The sequence below is a fragment of the Paenibacillus sp. 2KB_20 genome (genome assembly GCF_052115765.1).
Taxonomy (GTDB): Bacteria; Bacillota; Bacilli; order Paenibacillales; family Paenibacillaceae; genus Paenibacillus_AQ.
Genome location: NZ_JBFRHH010000001.1, coordinates 1,153,710 through 1,173,841, shown reverse-complemented (window position 1 = coordinate 1,173,841; position 20,132 = coordinate 1,153,710). Strand labels below are relative to the sequence as shown.

The 20,132-nt window shown below is 48.5% G+C and carries 23 protein-coding genes and 1 other annotated feature; of the genes, 13 read left to right on the top strand and 10 right to left on the bottom strand.

Annotated features, from left to right (window positions below; genetic code table 11):
- Positions 1–33 precede the first annotated feature (33 nt).
- Entirely contained in the window at positions 34–996 is a 963-nt protein-coding gene (gene yunB, locus AB4124_RS05545; protein WP_430112022.1) for a sporulation protein YunB, read from the top strand.
- 107 nt (positions 997–1,103) lie between these two features.
- Here the strand turns inward: yunB and AB4124_RS05540 are convergent, their stop codons facing one another.
- Positions 1,104–2,147: a M23 family metallopeptidase gene (locus AB4124_RS05540; protein ID WP_441971656.1), complete on the bottom strand. Its 1,044-nt coding sequence runs from the start codon at positions 2,145–2,147 to the stop codon at positions 1,104–1,106.
- 257 nt (positions 2,148–2,404) lie between these two features.
- On the opposite strand from AB4124_RS05540, the gene lipA reads away from it, so the two are divergent.
- Both lipA and AB4124_RS05530 read left to right on the top strand, forming a co-directional pair.
- Entirely contained in the window at positions 2,405–3,298 is an 894-nt protein-coding gene (gene lipA, locus AB4124_RS05535) for a lipoyl synthase (protein WP_441971579.1), read from the top strand.
- Between the two features lie 27 nt (positions 3,299–3,325).
- Positions 3,326–3,874: a YutD family protein gene (locus AB4124_RS05530; RefSeq protein WP_430112021.1), complete on the top strand. Its 549-nt coding sequence runs from the start codon at positions 3,326–3,328 to the stop codon at positions 3,872–3,874.
- Between the two features lie 42 nt (positions 3,875–3,916).
- On the opposite strand, the gene AB4124_RS05525 is transcribed toward AB4124_RS05530, so the two are convergent.
- Positions 3,917–4,720, bottom strand: coding sequence for an NAD kinase (locus AB4124_RS05525; protein ID WP_009591431.1), 804 nt, complete (start codon positions 4,718–4,720; stop codon positions 3,917–3,919).
- 64 nt (positions 4,721–4,784) lie between these two features.
- Positions 4,785–6,014: a sporulation integral membrane protein YlbJ gene (gene ylbJ, locus AB4124_RS05520; protein ID WP_430112020.1), complete on the bottom strand. Its 1,230-nt coding sequence runs from the start codon at positions 6,012–6,014 to the stop codon at positions 4,785–4,787.
- A gap of 410 nt (positions 6,015–6,424) precedes the next feature.
- Between ylbJ and AB4124_RS05515 the strand changes: the two genes are divergently transcribed.
- Positions 6,425–6,802, top strand: a complete 378-nt coding sequence (locus tag AB4124_RS05515) for a globin domain-containing protein (protein WP_076324869.1) — start codon at positions 6,425–6,427, stop codon at positions 6,800–6,802.
- Positions 6,803–6,859: 57 nt separating this feature from the next.
- A complete protein-coding gene (locus AB4124_RS05510) occupies positions 6,860–7,555 on the top strand; it encodes a DUF2225 domain-containing protein (protein ID WP_339268017.1) in 696 nt (231 codons plus the stop codon).
- A gap of 87 nt (positions 7,556–7,642) precedes the next feature.
- Here AB4124_RS05510 and AB4124_RS05505 read toward each other — a convergent pair whose 3' ends face one another.
- Both AB4124_RS05505 and AB4124_RS05500 read right to left on the bottom strand, forming a co-directional pair.
- Positions 7,643–7,873, bottom strand: coding sequence for a hypothetical protein (locus AB4124_RS05505; protein ID WP_071222370.1), 231 nt, complete (start codon positions 7,871–7,873; stop codon positions 7,643–7,645).
- Positions 7,870–8,055 carry a YycC family protein gene (locus AB4124_RS05500; RefSeq protein WP_441971576.1) on the bottom strand — a complete coding sequence of 62 codons (186 nt, stop codon included), beginning with the start codon at positions 8,053–8,055 and terminating at the stop codon, positions 7,870–7,872. The genes AB4124_RS05505 and AB4124_RS05500 overlap by 4 nt, the downstream gene beginning before the upstream one ends.
- 144 nt (positions 8,056–8,199) lie before the next feature.
- On the opposite strand from AB4124_RS05500, the gene AB4124_RS05495 reads away from it, so the two are divergent.
- Complete coding sequence (locus AB4124_RS05495) at positions 8,200–9,993, top strand: M3 family oligoendopeptidase (protein WP_441971574.1); 1,794 nt, start codon at positions 8,200–8,202, stop codon at positions 9,991–9,993.
- A 287-nt stretch (positions 9,994–10,280) separates the two neighbouring features.
- Positions 10,281–10,685, top strand: coding sequence for an O-methyltransferase (locus AB4124_RS05490; protein WP_076324865.1), 405 nt, complete (start codon positions 10,281–10,283; stop codon positions 10,683–10,685).
- A gap of 93 nt (positions 10,686–10,778) precedes the next feature.
- Here the strand turns inward: AB4124_RS05490 and AB4124_RS05485 are convergent, their stop codons facing one another.
- A complete protein-coding gene (locus AB4124_RS05485; protein WP_339268012.1) occupies positions 10,779–11,000 on the bottom strand; it encodes an alpha/beta-type small acid-soluble spore protein in 222 nt (73 codons plus the stop codon).
- A 212-nt stretch (positions 11,001–11,212) separates the two neighbouring features.
- Positions 11,213–12,205, bottom strand: coding sequence for an aldose 1-epimerase (locus AB4124_RS05480; RefSeq protein WP_441971572.1), 993 nt, complete (start codon positions 12,203–12,205; stop codon positions 11,213–11,215).
- Between the two features lie 176 nt (positions 12,206–12,381).
- Positions 12,382–12,624: a binding site (T-box leader), on the top strand.
- A gap of 88 nt (positions 12,625–12,712) precedes the next feature.
- Here AB4124_RS05480 and trpS point away from each other — a divergent pair.
- Complete coding sequence (gene trpS / locus AB4124_RS05475; RefSeq protein ID WP_441971570.1) at positions 12,713–13,699, top strand: tryptophan--tRNA ligase; 987 nt, start codon at positions 12,713–12,715, stop codon at positions 13,697–13,699.
- Positions 13,700–13,711: 12 nt separating this feature from the next.
- Here the strand turns inward: trpS and AB4124_RS05470 are convergent, their stop codons facing one another.
- Positions 13,712–13,879, bottom strand: a complete 168-nt coding sequence (locus tag AB4124_RS05470; protein WP_179090693.1) for a hypothetical protein — start codon at positions 13,877–13,879, stop codon at positions 13,712–13,714.
- Positions 13,880–14,000: 121 nt separating this feature from the next.
- Here AB4124_RS05470 and AB4124_RS05465 point away from each other — a divergent pair, with 121 nt between their 5' ends.
- The 3 genes from AB4124_RS05465 (at position 14,001) to AB4124_RS05455 (ending at position 16,140) form a co-directional block, all read left to right on the top strand.
- On the top strand, positions 14,001–14,219 hold the full coding sequence (locus tag AB4124_RS05465; protein ID WP_015737431.1) for an alpha/beta-type small acid-soluble spore protein: 219 nt from the start codon (positions 14,001–14,003) through the stop codon (positions 14,217–14,219).
- A 285-nt stretch (positions 14,220–14,504) separates the two neighbouring features.
- Positions 14,505–15,443 (top strand): heme o synthase, encoded by a 939-nt coding sequence (gene cyoE, locus AB4124_RS05460; protein ID WP_076324861.1) that lies wholly within the window; start codon positions 14,505–14,507, stop codon positions 15,441–15,443.
- 79 nt (positions 15,444–15,522) lie between these two features.
- Positions 15,523–16,140 carry an SCO family protein gene (locus AB4124_RS05455; RefSeq protein ID WP_076324860.1) on the top strand — a complete coding sequence of 206 codons (618 nt, stop codon included), beginning with the start codon at positions 15,523–15,525 and terminating at the stop codon, positions 16,138–16,140.
- Between the two features lie 59 nt (positions 16,141–16,199).
- On the opposite strand, the gene AB4124_RS05450 is transcribed toward AB4124_RS05455, so the two are convergent.
- Both AB4124_RS05450 and AB4124_RS05445 read right to left on the bottom strand, forming a co-directional pair.
- Positions 16,200–16,571, bottom strand: coding sequence for a toprim domain-containing protein (locus tag AB4124_RS05450; RefSeq protein WP_339268005.1), 372 nt, complete (start codon positions 16,569–16,571; stop codon positions 16,200–16,202).
- A gap of 428 nt (positions 16,572–16,999) precedes the next feature.
- A complete protein-coding gene (locus AB4124_RS05445) occupies positions 17,000–18,169 on the bottom strand; it encodes an MFS transporter (RefSeq protein WP_339268003.1) in 1,170 nt (389 codons plus the stop codon).
- A gap of 180 nt (positions 18,170–18,349) precedes the next feature.
- Here AB4124_RS05445 and AB4124_RS05440 point away from each other — a divergent pair, with 180 nt between their 5' ends.
- The gene (locus AB4124_RS05440) at positions 18,350–18,796 is read left to right on the top strand and encodes a hypothetical protein (protein ID WP_076324857.1); all 447 of its coding nucleotides are present in this window, start codon (positions 18,350–18,352) and stop codon (positions 18,794–18,796) included.
- Between the two features lie 110 nt (positions 18,797–18,906).
- The gene (locus tag AB4124_RS05435) at positions 18,907–20,055 is read left to right on the top strand and encodes a transglutaminase domain-containing protein (RefSeq protein WP_430112008.1); all 1,149 of its coding nucleotides are present in this window, start codon (positions 18,907–18,909) and stop codon (positions 20,053–20,055) included.
- Positions 20,056–20,132 lie beyond the last annotated feature (77 nt).

Below are 20,132 nucleotides of genomic sequence, written 5' to 3'. Positions count from 1 at the left end.
TGCTCCTCTGGGAGTAAATAGGGGGGACCAAGCATGAGACGAAAGAGATGGGGAAGCAGACGTTTATCTTTTCCGTCCCTATCATGGCCCAAACCAAGGAGAGCTTATAAACCACCGCGCAGAGGTTTCCGGCCCGTACCGCAGAGCAGAGGGCGTCCTCAGGTTGCCAAACGACGCAGCGTGAAAAAATGGTGGCTGATCGGTGCTCTGCTCCTTGTGTTTGGGATCGTTGAGTTTTTTATGTATATTGAACAGAATCTGCGGCCGCCGATCATGCATTTAGCCCAAATAAGGGTCAAACAGATTGCCACTGAAGCGATTAATAAAGCGATCACCTCTCAGGTGACGCAGGGCAAGGATTTTGATAATCTGGTCAATTGGAAAACGGATAGCTCCGGCAAAGTGACGGGATTCATGCTGAATTATGCCGAGCATTTAAAAATCACGTCCCATACAACGGAGGTTGTTCAGAGCACATTGGACGATATCCATAAGCGCAAGGAGCATATTCCGCTTGGTCAGGTGTTAAAAAGCCCGATCATCGCGTCATTCGGTCCGCAAATTCCATTAAAGATCGAGCCGCAGGGAGCGGTGAAGGTTCAACTGGACACCAGGCAGCAGGGTGCAGGCATCAACATGATTCTGGTGGAGGTATTCGTTCATATTGTAACGGAAGTAGCGGTTGTTGTTCCTTTTGACATGGAGCCGCAGATTGTGGAAACCGATATTCCCATCTCTTATCTGCTCGTGGTCGGCGATGTGCCGATGTATTATTATGACGGGCAAGGAAAGGCCGTCGGTGAGAACAAGGCAAGTGCGCCGAGCATAGCGATACCGCCGCCCGTTACGAATGAGAACAGCCATAATACGGAGCAGGAAATCCCGCCTGCAACAACGCCGGATCATCCTCCAGATGGAACAACGCCGCCTCTGGAACCTTCACCTGGCGCAGCGGATTTATCCGGACAAACGGGGGGAAACAACACCGGAGGCTAAGAGCGCTGTCTAATTCCATTTTGGCGCCAGCGTATGGAAGCCTGCACCATGATTCAGTTGGCCAGTTATGTATGTCCTTACGGAGAAAACGCGCCCCTGGGTTGAACTCAGGAGCGCGTTTTTTTCGAGCGTTTTTCTTCCATTTCCCAGTGTTTCAGCAGCGGGTAAGGATCGAATGCCCATTCGGTCAATCCGGTATCCCGGTAGATGCCGTAATGGAGGTGTGGAGGGAATTTGCCCTGGGTTCCCGGCTTGCCATAGCCGGAGCTGCCAACCCAGCCGAGGGTTTGACCCGGCGTAACGACATCCCCGAGCGAGATCCCTTTGTCAAAGCCTTGCAGATGGGCGTAATAGTGATAATGATTGTTCAAATCACGGATGCCGATGCGCCACCCGCCATATTTATTCCAGCCTTTAATTTCGACAACGCCGTAACACGTACTCCGGACAGGGACTCCATAATTGGCAAACAAGTCCGTGCCTTCATGAACTCTTCTTCCTCCCCAGTTGCGGCCCATTCCAAATGTGCTTCGGTATGAGTAGTTGCTTTTGACCGGGAGAGGAAATGCATGGTCAAACAAGTCCAGCTTTCCAAAGGTGTCATACAATTTGGCGTATTGCATGACGCGCTGTACGGCCCGCGTGTTCTGGTAGTATGACCAGAGCCCGATGCTGAAATCATCAGCAGCATGCCCGTAGGGTGAGAGTCTTGCCGCAACGGTATATAGCAGGTCGATATCATTATTCCGGTCTGCCTTGCCATCCCCATCTCCATCCAGCCCGATGCCGGAAAATACGCTGATCGACGTCGGATTTACATCTTCTTGATTGGGATTTAACGCCCCTGCCCATCTTGTGGAGGGGATGAAGATGGCGAGCGTCCGGTCCGAATGCTTGCGATCCTTGGGGTGGACTCTAGTTAGTGTCCGCTCATACTGGTCAATGGCAGCCAGGCGATACCAAGGAATTTGGGTAACGGTGGAAATCTCATCGTATAACGACTTCCGGTCTGCGAAAATGGCGCTAGCATTCGTTGTTTTTACCGTATCGTCAGCGATGCTGACCGCAATAGAGGTGGATGCGGACACAGGCCCGCACATGCAGCAGGCAGCTGTCAAGGCAGCCACAGCTGCAGCAGTGCAGCGAATCATGATGCCGCTTGCGCTCAATGGTTTAAAAATCCTCAATGTGTCCTTCTCCTCCTTTTGGATTGTCATAATTAAGGACGGACAGTCATGCCTATACTGTAGGGTGAAACGAAACAAGGATTTTTATCCATGCCGCAACTAGATTAATCTCATATCGATGCGAAACAAGTAATGTGATGGTTTTCATGATATAATATGGGACAGCAAACGATGGGGTATGTCTTGAGTTACATCAATAAATTCGAAAGAAGGTTTTTTCTTTGTCTAAAACCAAACAGCCAAAACCTGACTGGATTCGAATCAAGCTGACTACTGGCGATAATTATAAAGAAATCAAAAGCATGATGCGATCCAAGACACTGCACACGGTGTGTGAAGAGGCTCGCTGTCCGAATATTTATGAATGTTGGGCTAATCGTACGGCAACCTTTATGATTCTGGGTGATATTTGTACTCGCGCCTGCCGATTCTGCGCTGTCAATACGGGACTTCCAACGGAACTGGATCTTCAGGAGCCGGAACGCGTAGCGGAAGCGGCGGAACAGATGAATCTGCGTCACTGCGTAGTAACAAGTGTGGCACGGGATGATCTGAAAGATGGCGGAGCCTACATATTCGCTGAAACGGTTAAAGCCATTCGCAGACGTCTGCCGCTATGCTCGGTGGAAGTGCTGATTCCAGATTTTATGGGAAGCGAAGAAGCACTTAAGATCGTGATGGATGTGAAACCGGACATCCTGAACCATAACATTGAGACGGTGGAGCGAATGTCCGATCGGGTTCGCGCCAAAGCCAAGTACACCCGTTCATTGCAATTGCTGCAGAATGCCAAGGCCATGCAGCCTGATATTCCGACCAAGTCCAGCATTATGCTGGGTGTCGGCGAACAATGGCATGAAATTCTGGAAGCGATGGATGACCTGCGTTCGGTGGGTTGCGATATCATGACAATCGGCCAATATTTGCAGCCTTCGCCGAAGCATCTGAATGTGGAAAAATACTATACGCCGGAAGAGTTTGCGGTCTTGAAGGAAGAGGGAATGAAGCGCGGATTCAGCCACGTGGAGTCCGGCCCTCTGGTGCGCAGCTCCTATCATGCACACGAGCAAGTGAAATCTGCAGAACGCAACAAGGAAGAGACCGTGCAGTCTTAACCTTTGGAAAGGCAGGGGAAGCTTTCAATGATCGTTATCGGAAACAAGAGTTATGAAGTGTTAAAGGACCATCGAAACGGCTGGAATCTGGAAGCTTTCCGGGAGCGGTACAGCGAGGTGCTGGACCGTTATGACTACATCGTGGGAGATTGGGGTTACAATCAGCTTCGGCTTAAAGGTTTCTATCGGGATAATCATCCTAAGGCTGCCAAGGATTCTACCTTCTCCAGCATGTCTGATTACATTAACGAATACTGCAATTTTGGCTGTGCTCACTTCGTGCTTCAGAAAACCAAGGAGCAGAAGGATGGCAAAGAGCAATCCAATTCCAAAGAGCCTGTGGAGATTCGTGAATTACCCCCCAAGGAAACCAAGGGTGAGGAGGAAGCGAAGGGAAGTAAGGAAACCCTGCAGGAGGGTCCTAAACCAGACAAGGAGCACAAGGACCAACGCGAGCGGCGCGAAGCAAAGGAATCCAGACGCGAGCCACGTGATCTTAAGGATGCTAAGGAGTCCAAAGAGAAGGAAGCAAAGCCTTCCAAGGAGCCTAATCCTCCAGCTGAACAGCCGCAATAAAAAAGAACGGTCACCAGTAAGCCAGGTGGCCGTTCTTCTTTTTTAGCCAAGAAATGCATCACGGACACGATTCCAGAACGGGAACGGCCGATAGCGTGCAAAACTGACCTGCTGTTCCGCCACTTGACAGCGTACGGATACGAGGTCGTCAATCGAGATATTCACATGATCGATAGTAAGCAGCAAACGCTGTTCTTTACGCGAGAATATATCACAATGATGATGCTTAGGCAGAAGCAGCGGTGAGCCCAGCGTACGGAAAATCCGATTGTTAATCGAGGCGATTTCCGCGATCTGCAGAGCATCGATGGAAGGATGAACCATCGCTCCGCCGACACTTTTGTTATAGGCCGTGCTACCGGACGGCGTGGACACGCAGATCCCGTCTCCCCTGAACATTTCAAAGGTTACGTCGTTAATGTCAATCTGCGCGACAACGGTACCGTCAACGCCTTTAAGCGTAAATTCGTTTAAGGCAATGTAAGAGGACGTTCCTGATTTTTTATGAATTTCCAGTTGAACCAGGGGGTACTTGACGAGGCGCGGCTTCACGTTGCCGTGTTCGCCTTCTCCACTCATATGATCAATCAGCTCTGTCAGTTCATCGGCCTTCCAATCAGCATAGAATCCCAAGTGGCCCGTGTGGACACCGACAAAAGCGAGGTCAGGAATACGGTCAATAAAAGTATGGAAAGCATGCAGCATTGTACCATCTCCGCCGATTGAGACCACAATTTCCGGAGATTCTGCATCCAGCACAAACCCCCGCTGTTCCGCCAGCTTGTGAAATTGCTGGGTCAGCTCGACAGACAATGGGTCACCGCGGTCCAGAACATAATATCTCAAGTTGATAAGCTCCTTTGTAAGGTTATATAAAGATGATAATCAATCTTGGAGAAGAACACAATGTTCACCTTGGGAATTTGCGGATTTTCTGCTGCAGTCCTCGAATGATCTGAATAAACAACGCAACCGCAATCAGGAAACCGAGCAGGATGCAGAAAGCCGCCATAATATGGGTATACCCGTTTAGGGCGGAATCCGAAACAGCCGGCAGCGCCATGGTCGGTATCGAAGATCCCATGACACTTCTCCACAGTAGTAATACAGCGGTCGCGGCAATCACACCATGTATCAATCTGGCAATGACAAAAGGGAAGTATCTAAGGTTGGTAGAGTTCAGGATGCTGATGATCTGGGCATGAACGGACAAGCCGCCCCATGACAATATAAAGGCAGCCGCGGCCACTTTGTATGGCAATGGAATTGCCGCCCCTGCTTCGCCGGCATATCGAGCACCGAGTGTGACCTCAAACAATCCTCCTACGATAGCTGTGGATAAGGATTCAGGCATCCCAACTAGAGATAACAGCAAACTGATGATTTCAGTTAGCGCTGGCATGGCGCCGGCCTGGGTCCAGAGCTCAAGAAATACGGAGAAGAAAACGACGAGCCCGCCGACAACGATAATGAGCTGAAGCGATGAATGTATCGCTTGTCTTAACAAGGTGCCGAGGTCTCGGCCATCCTGCTCACGTGCCGCGTGCATGGCATGCAGGGCGGCCTTTAGTCTGCTTGTCTTAGCCTGGGATAGGTGGAGTGAATCGGTTGCTCTATTGGATTCATGCCTGCCATGAAATCTCATAATCAAGCCCACGAGGAAACCTCCACCATAATGGGACAAGGCAAGGATCAAACCAATCTTGGGGTCGTGAAAGAACCCGATAGAGACCGCTCCAATTAGAAATATAGGGTCAGAAGAGGTAGTGAAAGCAACAAGCCGCTCACCTTCCTCCCGATTTACCATTTTTTGTTCCCATAGCTTGGCGGTTAATTTGGCACCGACCGGGTATCCTGAAACATATCCCATCGCTGCCACGAATCCTCCTGCGCCCGGAATACGAAACAACGGCCTCATCATAGGGTCCAGGAGCGTGCCTATCAGGTGCACTACGCCAAACCCCAGCAGCACCTCTGAAATAACAAAGAACGGGAATAGGGAAGGGAATAGCACGTCCCACCATATCGACAGGCCGCGGAGAGCGGATTGAAGCGCAGCTTCGGGAAATAAAGCCATTAGGACAATTACGCTGAGCAGTGCCGTCACAAGCAAGAGCCAGCCCATTTTTTTCATGGTCATAATAAGGAATACGCCCCCTGGCATCGATGTGAATGATAGAAATATAGGTCCGTTGTTAAAAATCTATGCAGGATATAGGACAAACAGTATAAAAAAACATGAGAAAGCGGTTACATTTATGCTTTATTTTCGGGGATATTGTGCTATAATAAAAAACATCAAAGCACATCTTTCGTATTATGTTTGGATGGAGTGATGATCATGAGCATAGTCGCAGGTATCCTAGTATGCGCCTTCGTTTATGTTATACGTGCTTCTCTCGTCCAGAGTGAAGAGGACTGGCGCAGTTATTAATAAGTTCTAAAAGGTGCTAACCATGGCTTAGCGCCTTTTTTTGTTGTTTTTTGGTATAATGGATAGGTACATCCAATCGAAAGCGAATCATATAACAGATGGGAGAATTAGCGGATATGGATCCGAACTTAAGCATCTATGATAACCTCGGGGGTGCCGAGGGTGTACGTTCGCTCGTCGAAGCTTTTTATCCGAGAGTGCAGCAAAATGAGCTGCTTTCGCCATTATTTCCGGAAGACATTATGCCGGTGATGGAGAAACAATATATGTTCTTGAGCCAGTTTTTTGGAGGGCCAGCCTTGTTCTCGGAAGCATTCGGACATCCGATGATGCGGGCCAGGCACATGAAATTCCCGATTACGGATCGCCATGCCGAAGAATGGCTTGGCTGCATGGCAGGAGCCCTAATCGAAATTGGCGTGGAGGATGAATTACGTGATTTTGTGCTGCAGCGTCTGTCCGGTCCCGCCCACCATTTCGTGAATACTCCTTAGTGCCATATACCTACATCTAAACAGGAATTAGACACGAATGAAGGGATGGCGAATGGCGTGAAATTGGAACCCTTGTATTCCATCAAGGTGATTTGTGCGCACTGTGAGCATGAATATGTAACGTCCAGGGTGAGACCCAGCTTTAAAAAGGCATACCGTACAGATACGGATTTTTGCGCTTACTATAAATCGGAGAATCCCGATTTTTACGTGGTGCGGATCTGTCCTGAATGCGGTTTTGCCTCCACGGAAAACTCGACCCTGAAATTGAACGAACGGCAGAAGGCGCTCTTTTATGAGCAAGTTGGGTGCCGCTGGGAGAAGAGGGATATGAGCGGCTCGCGCAATCTGGAGGATGCTCTGGAGTCGTACAAGCTGGCTCTCCTCTGTGCGCAAGTGATCGGGGAGCGGGATCGTATTGTGGCCAGCCTGCTGCATCATATCGCTTGGCTGTACCGTTATCAGGGCAACGAGGATCAAGAGAAGCGGTTCTTGAGTTATAGCCTGGAATCCTATGTCCGAGTGTTTGAGCTGGAAGGGGTAGGGGCGAATGATGCTAGGCTGCTGTATCTGATCGGGGAGATCCACAGAAGGCTGGGACAGTTTCAGGAGGCGGTTCAATGGTTCTCCAGAGTGGTCCAGGATGACAAGATTATGGATGCCGCGATGATACGCGCATCCAGAGAGCAGTGGAAGCTGATATCCGAGCAGATTCGGGAGCAGAAGAACACGGCACTTCAGGCAGAGTCCTAATGTCCTAATGCAAATAGCCCGCTGAAGGGGGGTCAGCAGGCTATTTGGGTAAACACGAATAGGCTGAACTCATGCTTTACGGTGAAGTCAGCGTAATCGCTGATCCGTGAGCAAGTAGTCGATGTCGCTGTCCAGCACGGTTACTTTGTTGTGACAGCAGGGGAAGATCAGCAGCTTCTTTTTCCCTTCCCTTACGCTTATCAGTTCCTTGGGTTTCATCGGCAGCAATACATTGTCGGTTCCGCAGAATGGGCAGCTGTGTACATACACGTCGTTTCCAACGACATCATAAGGCCAAGTATTGGAAAAAGGAATCATGAGTTCTCCGATGATGGGGACTCATCATCTTGTTTCGCTGCTTTCGCTTCCGCATTCTTGGCAAGCTCGGCAATTTTCTGCATTAATATATGCTGAGGCATATGCATCAGCTGTTCCAGCGGAACGCCCAGCTGCTTGGATAGTGTAACGGCCGTCTCCGGTGATATTTGCAAAGGTCTCATGGCTTTTGGCTCCTTCAGCAGTAAATTGGTTGTAGCAGGGATAACATAAATTGAGTTATATATAGTTATACACTTTTCCCTAAGTCCACACAAATGGTATTCCGCATGAATTCATATTTTATTTTGAAAGGTGATGAATGTTCGATGGCACTTCAACAAACTTGGGATTTGGAATCGATATTTCCCGGAGGTTCTTCCTCAACGCAGCTCGTCAGCTTTCTTGAGTCTCTTGAGCAGGATGTACATAATCTTCAGCAAGCCGTTAAAGCATTGACCGTTCCGGAAACCATGGAGGGCGCCTCCAGCCTTGAACGCTTCCTTGAGCAGTTCCAGAGCGCCTATGCCCGTATCCGTGAAGTCTCTGCATTCGTGGGTTGCCTGACCGCGCAAAATGTGAATGACAAGAAGGCCGTTCAATTATCCGGACGGGTAACGTCGTTGTCCGCGACCCTGCAATCGGTTAAGAACCAATTCGATAACATTCTTCGTGGAATGGATGACGAACTCTGGACCGCTTGGACCGGTACAGATAAGGTGTCCGAGCTTGATTTCGTATTGAACGAAAGCCGTAATCTCGCAAAGGATAAGATGAGCCCTGAGTTAGAGAGCTTAGCTCTATCGCTTGGCGTAGACGGTTATCATGGATGGGGAGAGTTCTACGATACCATCGTTAAGAAAATCCAGATTCCGTATGAGGAAGACGGTAAGACGGTCATGTTGTCCGCAGGACAGGCATTCAATAAAATGCATGATCCTCGCCGGGAAGTACGCCAATCCATGTTCGAAAAGTGGGAGCAGGCATGGGGAGACTCCGCTGATTACTGTGCGGATACCCTTAACCATTTATCCGGCTACCGCCTGAAGCTGTACGAGAATCGCGGCTGGGATGATAACTTGAAGGAGCCGCTAGCGATTGGCCGTATGAGCCGTGAGACGCTTGATACCATGTGGGCTGTTATCCAGGACACCAAATCGGTGCTTGTGGAGTACCTAAACCGTAAAGCGAAGCTGCTTGGTCTGGAAGGCTTGTCTTGGACTGATGTAGATGCCCCGCTGCGTACTTCCGCAACCAAAATCTCATATGACGATGCCGCTGTTAACATTGTGGAGCAGTTCCGTAAGTTTAGCCCGAGATTGGCGGATTTCTCGCAAATGGCGTTTGATAAGAGCTGGATTGAGGTCGAAGATCGCGCCGGCAAGCGACCGGGTGGTTTCTGCACTTCCTTCCCGGCTAGCGGCCAGACCCGAATCTTCATGACGTTTGGCGGAACAGCCTCGAACGTTTCGACCCTGGCGCATGAACTGGGCCATGCCTACCATCAGCATCTGATGGGCGGAATTCCGGTGCTTAACCAAAAGTATGCGATGAATGTTGCCGAGACGGCATCTACTTTTGCTGAAATGATTGTTTTTGATGCCATGGTGAAGGGTGCCGGCAGCGAAGAAGAAAAGCTGGCACTGCTGGAAGAGAAAATTCAGAACAGCGTAGCTTTCTTTATGAATATTCATGCCCGTTTCTTGTTCGAAACCCGCTTCTATGACAAACGGAAGAGCGGTCTGCTCAGCAGCGAGGAAATTTCGGAATTGATGGTGGAGGCGCAGAAGGAAGCCTACTGTGATGCTCTGACATCATACCATCCCCATTTCTGGGCATCCAAGCTTCATTTCTATATCACAGGGACGCCGTTCTACAATTTCCCATATACCTTCGGTTATATGTTCAGTACCGGCCTTTATGTTCGGGCATTGGAAGAAGGTCCGACCTTTGCAGATAAATATGATGCCCTACTTCGTGACACCGGCGTGATGTCCGTGGAGAATCTGGCAAGGAAACATCTGAATGTGGATCTGACCCAGCGCGAATTCTGGCAAAGTGCAGCCGACTCTTGCGTATCCGATATTAGACAATTCTTGCAAATGACGGAACATATGGCGTGATTTGTTGATTTTCATCGGAATAACAGATAAAAGAATTTGCTAGAGGATTTTGCCTCCCAAGTACATGCAAATTCCAACCTATGAAGAAGCCCGCTTGGGCTTCTTTTTTTGTCGTAAAAGAATGAAAGTTGACGCAATAAAGGAGCTGAAAACTAAATTATTTGTGCAATTTTAGTAATAAATACCCAAATGTGTTGAATATTGTTGATACATTGATTCCTTTACCCTATAATGAGTCATAAGCCCTAGTAATAGGGAGAATTTACTAATAAAGGAGGGGAGAAGAGATGGTAAAACTAGATCAATTATCACTGGCTAGACAATTGGACATCGTTTTTAAAGAGCTGGAAGAAGAGTTGGGAGGTCTAAGCTCAGGGACAGTATTTGTACAAATACGAAACAATGTAATTGGTAAATTTGGCATACGGCATAATCCATTGGCTGGGCGTAACGGGGTCATAGCTCCACTTGAGGAGGGGCTAAGTGAAGCTCAACAACTCTCTTTTCGTACGATGGCGCTTGAAAGTCTGAAACATAAACGCCACTGGACACACGGCGAAATCAGTTATGAATTTATGGTACGACAAGGCATTGTCGTTGTAGATGCTATACTTGAATCCAACTATAACATGGCCAACTTGATGATTCGGTACCCTCGTAATACATATGCCGAAGCTGCTTCGGAATCCTGAAATCATTTATCATATAGAATATATAACGAAAGAGGCGATCTTTGGGGAGAAGATCGCCTCTTTCTAATTACGGCTGGAGGGAAGAGATGCGAATTACTGGTTCGAACGACCCGATAATTGCTGCTCAGCCAATTGTACCAGACGTTTGGTGATGTAACCTCCCAAAGAACCGGTTTCACGGGAAGTATAGTTTCCATAGTAACCGTCTTGTGGAATCGTTACGCCCAGTTCTTGAGCAGCTTCCATCTTCAATTGTTGAAGAGCTGCAGTTGCTTGAGGTACGACAAGATTGTTAGAAGAACGACCTTGAGCCATGTCATGTCACCTCCTTTGATGTTGTATATGGATATTATGACTGAATCCTAGGAATCTCATTCGTGCTTGAGGAAGATCATTTGGTGGTAAAATTATCCGAATCGCTGGAATGGTCGTTATCTTAGACAAACAAGAGCAGCCCTTTGATTTCAAAGGACTGCTCTTATTGAAACATTAAGTATATGAAGATCTTATGGCTCACATGAAATGGCTTAACTACCCTGCTCTGCCTCCGGCGACGTTTTTTGGATGCTGATCTGGGTATTCAGGTTCACGGTCTGTCCCGGTTCCAGATGAATCAGGCCGGTTTCTTCGCTTGGCAGATTCAAATTGGGCGCGTTCGGAAGCCAGGTATACGGCTCGATGCAGAGGAATTCCTCTGCGACGCCTTTCGTATAGAGCACCCAGTGCTTGAAAAAGGCGCGGTCTGCCGAATAATGAATTTGGTAACCATCATCCCGTTGAAGCATGGCTTCGGCTGGTTTGCCTTCCGGGATTTTCAATATCGTATCAAGGTCGGCTTCCTTCAGGTTGAGTCCGGAATTCAGTTGTTCCAGATGGCCAAGCGGTGAAAGATCGCCGTTTGGAATCAGTTCATTATTCAAGGTATAAATGCCCTCTACAGGCAGATCCAGCGTCCAGCGATGGGGCTCACCATGGAGCAGGAACCACGTATGGTAACCCATACCGAACGGCACAGGGCTGGAACCCAGATTCGTTGCACGAAGACTCTGTGATAAGCGGGCACCCTGAAGACGAAAAGTCATTTCCAGCTTCAGCGGTACTGGGAATTGGGCGATCCATTTCGGATCATCCGATGATATGAACTCTGTCGAAACGGCGCACCCATCATCCTCTTCCTCTATGTCACTGACACACCAAGCCTGTGATCGGTGGAGACCGTGGATATGATTGTCGTTCGCGGTATTTTGATCAAATTGATACGTTGTTCCGCCATACTCAAACTGGCCTTTGGAAATCCGGCCTGGCGGAATGAGCATCGGGATGCCGAAGTGGTAGGGCTTCTGAAGATAGAATGCAAGCTCACTTTCATCTGGTTTTCGAAGGATTTCGCGTGAGTTTTCAAGGTCTTTGATTCCAATGACATTGTTACCTAGACGAGGAAGGAGAGTCACTTCAAGACGGCCGCTGTTTAAAATATAGGTGTCGTAACCATTCCACTGGCCTTTGGTCACTTGATTCATATCGATGCTCCTTTACTAACAGAAATCATGGTCTTGACGATTAACCACATCATAACAGATTTTTGCGGAAAGGGTAAAAGAAATGCTTCAAAACATCGGACGACTTGATTCCAAAATAGAATTGACAAGGCAGAGCAAGAGTTTTATCATTGCATGTAATAGTGATCCAAAATGATTGAAACACGATGACAAGGACAAGTAAGCAGGTGCGGCCCATCCTTCAGAAAGCCGGTGGTTGATGTGAACCGGTGGATCCGCTTTGCTGAATGGACCTTTGAGTGCCAGGCTGAACAGGGATTATACTGTTATTCCTTAATATGCCGGCCGGGTATTCTCCGTTACAAGAATAGAAGGCTGCAGCTTAAGTATTAGAGTTTGTGCAGCGAATAAGGGTGGCACCACGGTCTCACGTCCCTTGCGGATGTGAGGCCTTTTTGCGTTCATATATGTTCCCTCGAGCGGGGCAGACTTTGGATTAAGAAAGTTTAAATAAATGGAGGGCTAGTCATGAAAACAGTATTATCGGGAATTCAGCCAAGTGGCAATTTGACACTGGGCAACTACATTGGAGCCATTAAAAATTTTGTTAAGCTTCAATACGAGCAAGATTGTTACTTTATGGTCGTCGATCTGCACGCCATTACGGTACCGCAGGAGCCAAGCTCGCTCCGAGATCGCTCAGAGTCGGTTGCGGCACTGTACGTTGCAGCCGGGATCGACCCAAGTCGCGCTAATATTTTCCTGCAATCCCATGTTCCTCAGCATGCCGAGCTGGGATGGATCATGACAACGATGGTGAATATGGGCGAATTGGAACGGATGACACAATTTAAGGACAAATCGGAAGGTAAAGATTCCGTAGGAGCCGGTTTGTTTGTCTATCCAGCGCTTATGGCTGCAGATATATTGCTGTATAATGCCAATCTGGTACCGGTCGGAGATGACCAAAAGCAGCATTTGGAAATCACGCGCGATTTAGCTTCAAGGTTCAATCATCGATTCGGTTCCTATTTCAATATGCCGGAACCGTTCATTCCAGAAGTAGGCGCACGAATTATGTCGCTGGATGATGCTTCTAAAAAGATGAGCAAAAGTAATCCGGTTGAGGGCAGTTATATTGCGATGCTGGATAAGCCGGACCAAATCCGCAAGAAAATCAGTAGAGCTACAACCGATTCCGGGGCCGAAGTGGTCTATGACCCATCCGCTAAACCAGAGGTTAGCAATCTGATGAGTATCTATTCGGAATGTGCTGGGGTGTCCTTGCAGGAAGTACAGGCGCGTTTTGAAGGGAAGATGTACGGGGCATTCAAGAAGGAGCTTGGCGAAGTTGTAGTAGCCGCTCTGGAGCCACTCCAAAACAGATACTACGAAATTCGCCAAACCGGTGAAATCCATGACATTCTGGCCAAGGGAGCAGAGCAGGCACAGAAGACTGCAGCTCAAATACTGGATGACGTCAAAGACAAGATGGGCTTTCTGGCTCGTAAATAAGCAGGGTTCTTCTTAAGAAGGCTTGCGTTTGGATTTGATAATGAATCCCCAGCCTATGTTGAGAATGGAGAGCAGAGCCAGACCGACGGCCAGAAATCCGTTGTAGCTGATGGATATGGCCGAGGCGGTCAGCAGGATGATCGAAGAGACCGCAAACCATAGGGATAAGCCTTTACTCATATGAAAAAAACCTCCAAAGATAAAAATTGAAAAAATACGTATAACGTTGCAAGAAGGAGCCATAATAAGTTTGCAAGCTTGCACTGGAATAACAGACATTCAGTGAAGGGAGATATTTAATATGGCACGCCGCAGCAACAATTTGGTTGTACCTCAAGCAACTGCAGCATTACAACGTTTGAAACTCGAGGCTGCTCAAGAACTAGGCGTAACGATTCCTCAGGACGGTTACTATGGTAACTATACTTCCCGTGAAACAGGATCCCTGGGTGGATACATTACAAAACGTTTGGTACAGCAAGCAGAACAGGCTCTTTCGGGGTCTGGCCGCACGCTGTAATCTCTTTCTCATAACGTGAGTATGGAAGCCCGGAGCGCTATCATTGCGCTCCGGGCTTTGTATTCATATTAAGGGATCGACACCCATCTTTGCTACATAGACAAATTGTGCCTTAAACAACGGCATAACGTCAAGAATATATCGCTTCCAAATGTCACTGAATTGTCATATAGATGGAACGAATTCCGAAGGATTGCTAAACACTTTTTACTAATGATATGATAAACTTTATAGCGGAGGCAGTACTTCCTCCATAACGACAGATACAAGGAGGAACGTTTACACGTGGATAATCACTTGAGATACCAAGCTCCTTCAGAATCCGCAGCACTTGCCTCGGCAGCGCCTGCACCTCCCGATAAGGCGGGGACTTGGAAAGATTTTATCACGGTAACGAAGCCCGGAATCATCCGGTCAAATTTGATAGCGGCTTTTGCCGGATTTTGGCTAGCATCGCGTTGGGATATCCAATTTGGATTGATGATTATGACACTTCTCGGAACCGTGCTTGTTATGGCTTCGTCCTGTGTTTTCAATAACTATTTCGACAGAGAGCTTGACATGAAGATGGAGCGTACACGGAACCGCTCACTTCCAACCGGACGGCTGACACCAAAGGTTGTTCTTTGGTATGCCATCATTCTTGGGGTCGTTGGACTAGCCATGTTATTCCTGTTCTCAGGGGTATTGGCAGGGATATTCGGAGCGATCGGAATGTTCGTATACGTTGTGGTATACACATTATGGTTAAAGCGGTCATCAACATGGAGCACGTCGGTAGGCGCTATTTCCGGAGCGATGCCGCCGGTGATCGGCTATGTGGCCGTGACAGGAACCGTAGATATGGCTGCGGTTTTGCTGTTCGCTCTTCTGTTTCTCTGGCAGCCGCCTCATTTCTGGGCACTGGGCATTCGTCGGGTTGAAGAATATCGTGCAGCGGGCTTTCCGTTATTGCCGGTAGTTAAAGGAATTAAACGCACGAAGTATCAGATGATCCCTTACCTGGTACTGCTTATACCGATCCCCATCCTGATGTACACGTATGGATACGCCGGTATATTCTTTCTGGTTATCGGACTCCTTCTGGCTATTTGGTGGCTTTACGCCGCGCTCCAAGGTTTCCGTGCTAAGGACGATGAAGCTTGGTCCAAAAAAGTATTTATTATCTCCATCAACTACTTGACCTTGAGCCTGATCGTTCTCATACTCAATACCACTTTTTAATAGGTGGAAGGGCTTTAACGCTGAACTAAACCTGGCAAGAACAGGGATTGCCTGAGACGAAGGGAGAACGGGGAAGGTCATGAATGCATTCAAACGTTACAAATGGACTTGGGTACTACTCGCTGTCTGCGTAATAGCAGCTATTTACCTGGTATACAACTCGTTAGGATTCGGAAAAGAAAAGTTTCCAATCGTTCGTGAGGTAGCCGCTTACTCCATGGAGAATGTGGATGGAAAGACGATCACATCGGACGATACCAAGGGCAAAGTTAAGCTCATGTACTTCTATTTCACCAGCTGCCCGGATGTATGCCCCATTACAACACTGGTTCTTTCGCAAATACAGGAAGACTTGAAGAAAGAGGGCATCTTCGGTAAAGAAGTTAACTTCGTGTCCATCTCCTTTGACCCGGAAACCGATACAAAAGAGAAGATTAAGGAGTTCGGGGACCGTTTCTATGCGGATTATAACGGCTGGTACTTCCTTCGTGGAGATCAGGAGGAAACCCGGAAGCTGATGCAGGACTCTTTCAAAATCCCGCTGCTCGGCAATAACTCGACGAATTTCACGCATGGCAATTCCATTGCATTGGTTGACCGGAATAACAATATTCGGAAGACCTATAATGCAGCGGATCCGGCCCAAGTGAAGACCGAGGATATTGTGAAGGACATTAAGACCTTGATTAAGGAATAACCTATAAGTAAAACCAAAAGGCGCGCTCTATCGTTAAAGATGGAGGACGCCTTTTTTATTTAAAATAGTGATTTCTGATCTGCGTTGTTAATAGCAGGAGGCGGGTAAATGATGAACTCTTCCAGTCCGGCCTTCTCTAACTGGGCAATCAGGTATTCGTCAGGCGTTCCTTCAACTCCTGCGTATCCCCGGCGCGTATAGATCTGTTCGGCATCAGGGAAGATGTCGCGCAGGGCACCGCGAATTTTCTTGCCGGAGCTGTCGTTATCCATAAAAAGATACACCTCTTGATCCTTCACCTGTTTATGAAGGCTTTCCAGCTTGGCGGTGTTCAGCGTTCCAAATGTGCACAGGATGGTTATATCCGATGTCAGCAATCGGCGTAGTCGGCTCCGGTCGTTCTTGCCCTCTACAATGAGAAATATCGGCATCTTTTTTCACCTCTGTCATGATACGGAGATCCTTGGCAGCATTCCCCGGGAAATGATGATCCGCCGTCGAATGATGGTTGTGTCGAATGGTGTATGTATAGTTTAACTTGTTTTTTATCGATCATGCAAAGCGAGCAAAATAAACGGCCATCCAAATGGATGGCCGTAACAAGGTTAATCCATGTATTCTAGAAACAGCTCAAGATAATGACGAGCAGAATGTACAATACAAGAACCATTCCGACTGAATTTCCATAACCCCCATGGCAATGTTTATGATGATGAACATGACTCATGATTACTTCACCCCTTGGTTAGATGTACGTGGTCATTTGCCACACTGTATCTTATGTGGTTTTACCCATATGGATTGTGTATTGGCCCATCCTTATCTTTTTGGGCGCTGGCTTAAGACTGGTACAGCTTCCTTAGACGGTTGAGATTGGGGTTTCTGGTGAGACAGCTGTTAAAGGTGCTTCACGATTGCGTTTGGGGAGCAGCAGCAGCACGGTCATCAGCATCAGAAACGCGATAAAATAAGGGGACACCACCGTTCGGAGCTGTCCTGCCGCAATAGGACCTACAAAGGAACCCAGCGACATGGCGATGGATTGCAATGAGAAGACTTTCCCGAGTCTGCCTCCGCCGCTTAGCTCTATGAACAGTGAGGATAATGCCGGAAACAGCAATCCTTTAGCAAGTCCGAGCGCAAACAGGATGACCGTGATCGGTACATGGTCTGCTGCAGCCAGGGCGTAGAAGCAAATAGCGAGCCCCAATACGCCGATGGTCACCCTGATATAGGGCGCATAACGATTGAGAAACAGCATGCTTAATGTGACCAAAGCTCCAAGGCTAATGACGGAGAATAGAAGCCCGGTGGACATAATGCTTGCCAGCCCGCTTTCCCGCAGCGGTATTTCAAAGAACAGGATTCCTTGAGAGCATGCGATAGCAAATGGAATCAGATATAAGCGCAAGCTAAAAGGAAGCCGCGCCGGTGTCCCGCTGTTGATCGGAACAGCCTGCCCTTTATCTCTATCAGCGGCTGACAGAGGCTTCGGGAGACTGAGAAACGCCATCAAGCCGGTGAAAATCAAAAGCCAGCCTAGACTCTGGAATGTACCGGAAAATCCTGCTTTGGCTACAATGAAAGCGCCGGCGGCCGGTGACAAGACAGAGGCAAGAGTGTGGATCACGCCATGACCGGACATATATTTGCCTTGCGTAACAGGATCCCGGGAGAGAGACGCAAGCAGCGCCAAACAGGCCGGTGACAAAAAGGCCAAGACGAAGCCGCTGATCGAGCGGAGCACGAGCAGCTGCCAGGGCAGTTGGACATGAGCCTGGAGCAGCAGGATAACACCAGCAGCGGTTAAGCTGAAAATAATGTAGCGTCTGCTGCCGTGCCGATCGATCAGATTGCCTGCAAGCAGATTGCCAGGCAGATGAGTTAAAGCATAAATGCCCATCATCCAGCCGATAAACGTAGGGGCTGCGCCAAGGGAGATGGCAAAGGGCGTCAGTACTGGATACTGAGCATGCAAATCAAAAAACGCCAGAAACAAAAACATATAGAGCCATAATGCGGTTTTCAATATGGCACCCTCCTATCCGGCAAAAGTTGATATGGTACTACTACTTGTACGTTCGAAAGGGCAAGCTTATACCTTTTTGTGAAAAGACCCGGTTGGCTGACAGCTTTGCGGGGTATCATGTATAATTAATAAGACGGCATGAACCGCCGCTTTTGAAACGATGAACGGGAGTGAATTGAATTGGATACTCAGGTCTGGATTGAATTTCTTAAACAAAACTGGCTGGTCATTGCCATCGCCTTAATTATCTTGTTTATTGTGCTGAATGTGGTGAGAACCGTCATTAAGTGGGCGCTAGCCGTACTCATCATCGTGGGATTGTTGGTATATAGCGGAATTTCCCTGGATAAAATCGGCGAGGTTGTAACTACGGTGAAGGAAGAAACGGTGGACACGATAAAAAAAGAAGCGCTGAACATGATGATGAAAGAAGCGAAGGAAGCAAAATATACTTCGAATGGGGACGGTACCTACTCCATTAAAGCTCCTAATCTGGAGCTGAAAGGAAGTGACGGTTCCGAAGAGGTTGAAGTCACTTTCCGCGGTGTTTCGGTAGGAAAGTGGGATATCAACGATACGATTCAGAGCTTTATCGATGATGCCAAGAGCAATACGGCCTCTAAATAAAAAAAAATGAAACGCAATCGGAAGCGAATGTACGAGGGCGGCAGCGTTTTTAGTGCTGCAGCTCGCTTACATCGGTTGACAAGACATCATGGGGAGAGGAGGGGATACCGTTGATGTCGGCATGGAAGGATAGTGTGCTGAGTGGGAACGGAATCACCATCTTGCTGCTGCTGATTGTGGCTTTTTCACTATTGCAGGGATGGAGTCGCGGAGCCTCCCGGTCAGCCGGGAAGCTTGTTTTTTTTCTGGGGGATGCGGTGCTGCGCTTGGTCGGGCTTGCGATCTCCGTTCCTTTTACATTATGGTTATCACCCAAGGCAGGCGATTGGCTAGGGACGGCCTCCAGTTTACCGAATCGAGAGCTGCGCTTCTGGGAACAGATTTATTATACAGCCGTAAAATCGCTGGCGGATTTCCCGCTGCTGCGGTTTGCGGTGCTGTTTATGTTAAGTTACGCCCTTATCGTATTTATGCTGCGTCTGCTCGTTTCCCTGATTATGGGGGGCAGGCTGGGACTCTTCGGAACGAGAAAAGATACGTCGGCATCGCTGCTGAGCCGGCTAACAGGCGCGGGAATTGGCGTCATCATGGGTGCTGCCCGGAGCATTATTGTTATTGCGATCTTATTCATCTACGTCAGTCTGAATCCCGACCACGGCTTCAGCCGGTACGTTGAGGCTTCACCGGTTTATCAGCAGGGAGCGAGGGCTGTGATAGAGCCTTTGTCGGGTTCTCTCGTCCGCGAGAAGCTGCCGGTCTTTACCCAATCGGTTCAAGAAGAATTGAATGGGATCATTCAGCGGAAGTATGAGGTCATCGACCACAAGATTCCCGAGGGCATTGAGCAGACGGCAGCCCATATCGTGAAAGGTGCGTCGACCGATGAAGAGAAAGCCCGAAAGCTCTATGATTGGGTTGGCAGCAGAATAGCGTATGATCACGACAAAGTGACATTGTATGAAGAGCAGCGGATATGGAAAGAGCAGACACCACAGGATACGTACGAAACAAGGTTAGGCGTGTGCATTGATTATGCTCGGCTGTATGCCATGATGGCCCGGTCTCAGGATCTGAAAGTTCGGGTCGTAACCGGCAGGGGATATAATGGTCAAGGCGGTTATGGTCCCCACGCCTGGAATGAGGTCTACTTGAGCGAAGAGAAGCGGTGGATACCGCTGGACCCGACCTGGGCACAGAGCGGCAACTGGTTTAATCCGCCGCGCTTCAATGAGACACATATAAAAGAACAAGTGTTTTGATAGATGTGTTGGGATACGGAGAAGGGCGGACTTTGAGCAAGGGAAGTTCGCCCTTGCCCGTAGGAGGGGCCTTCCAG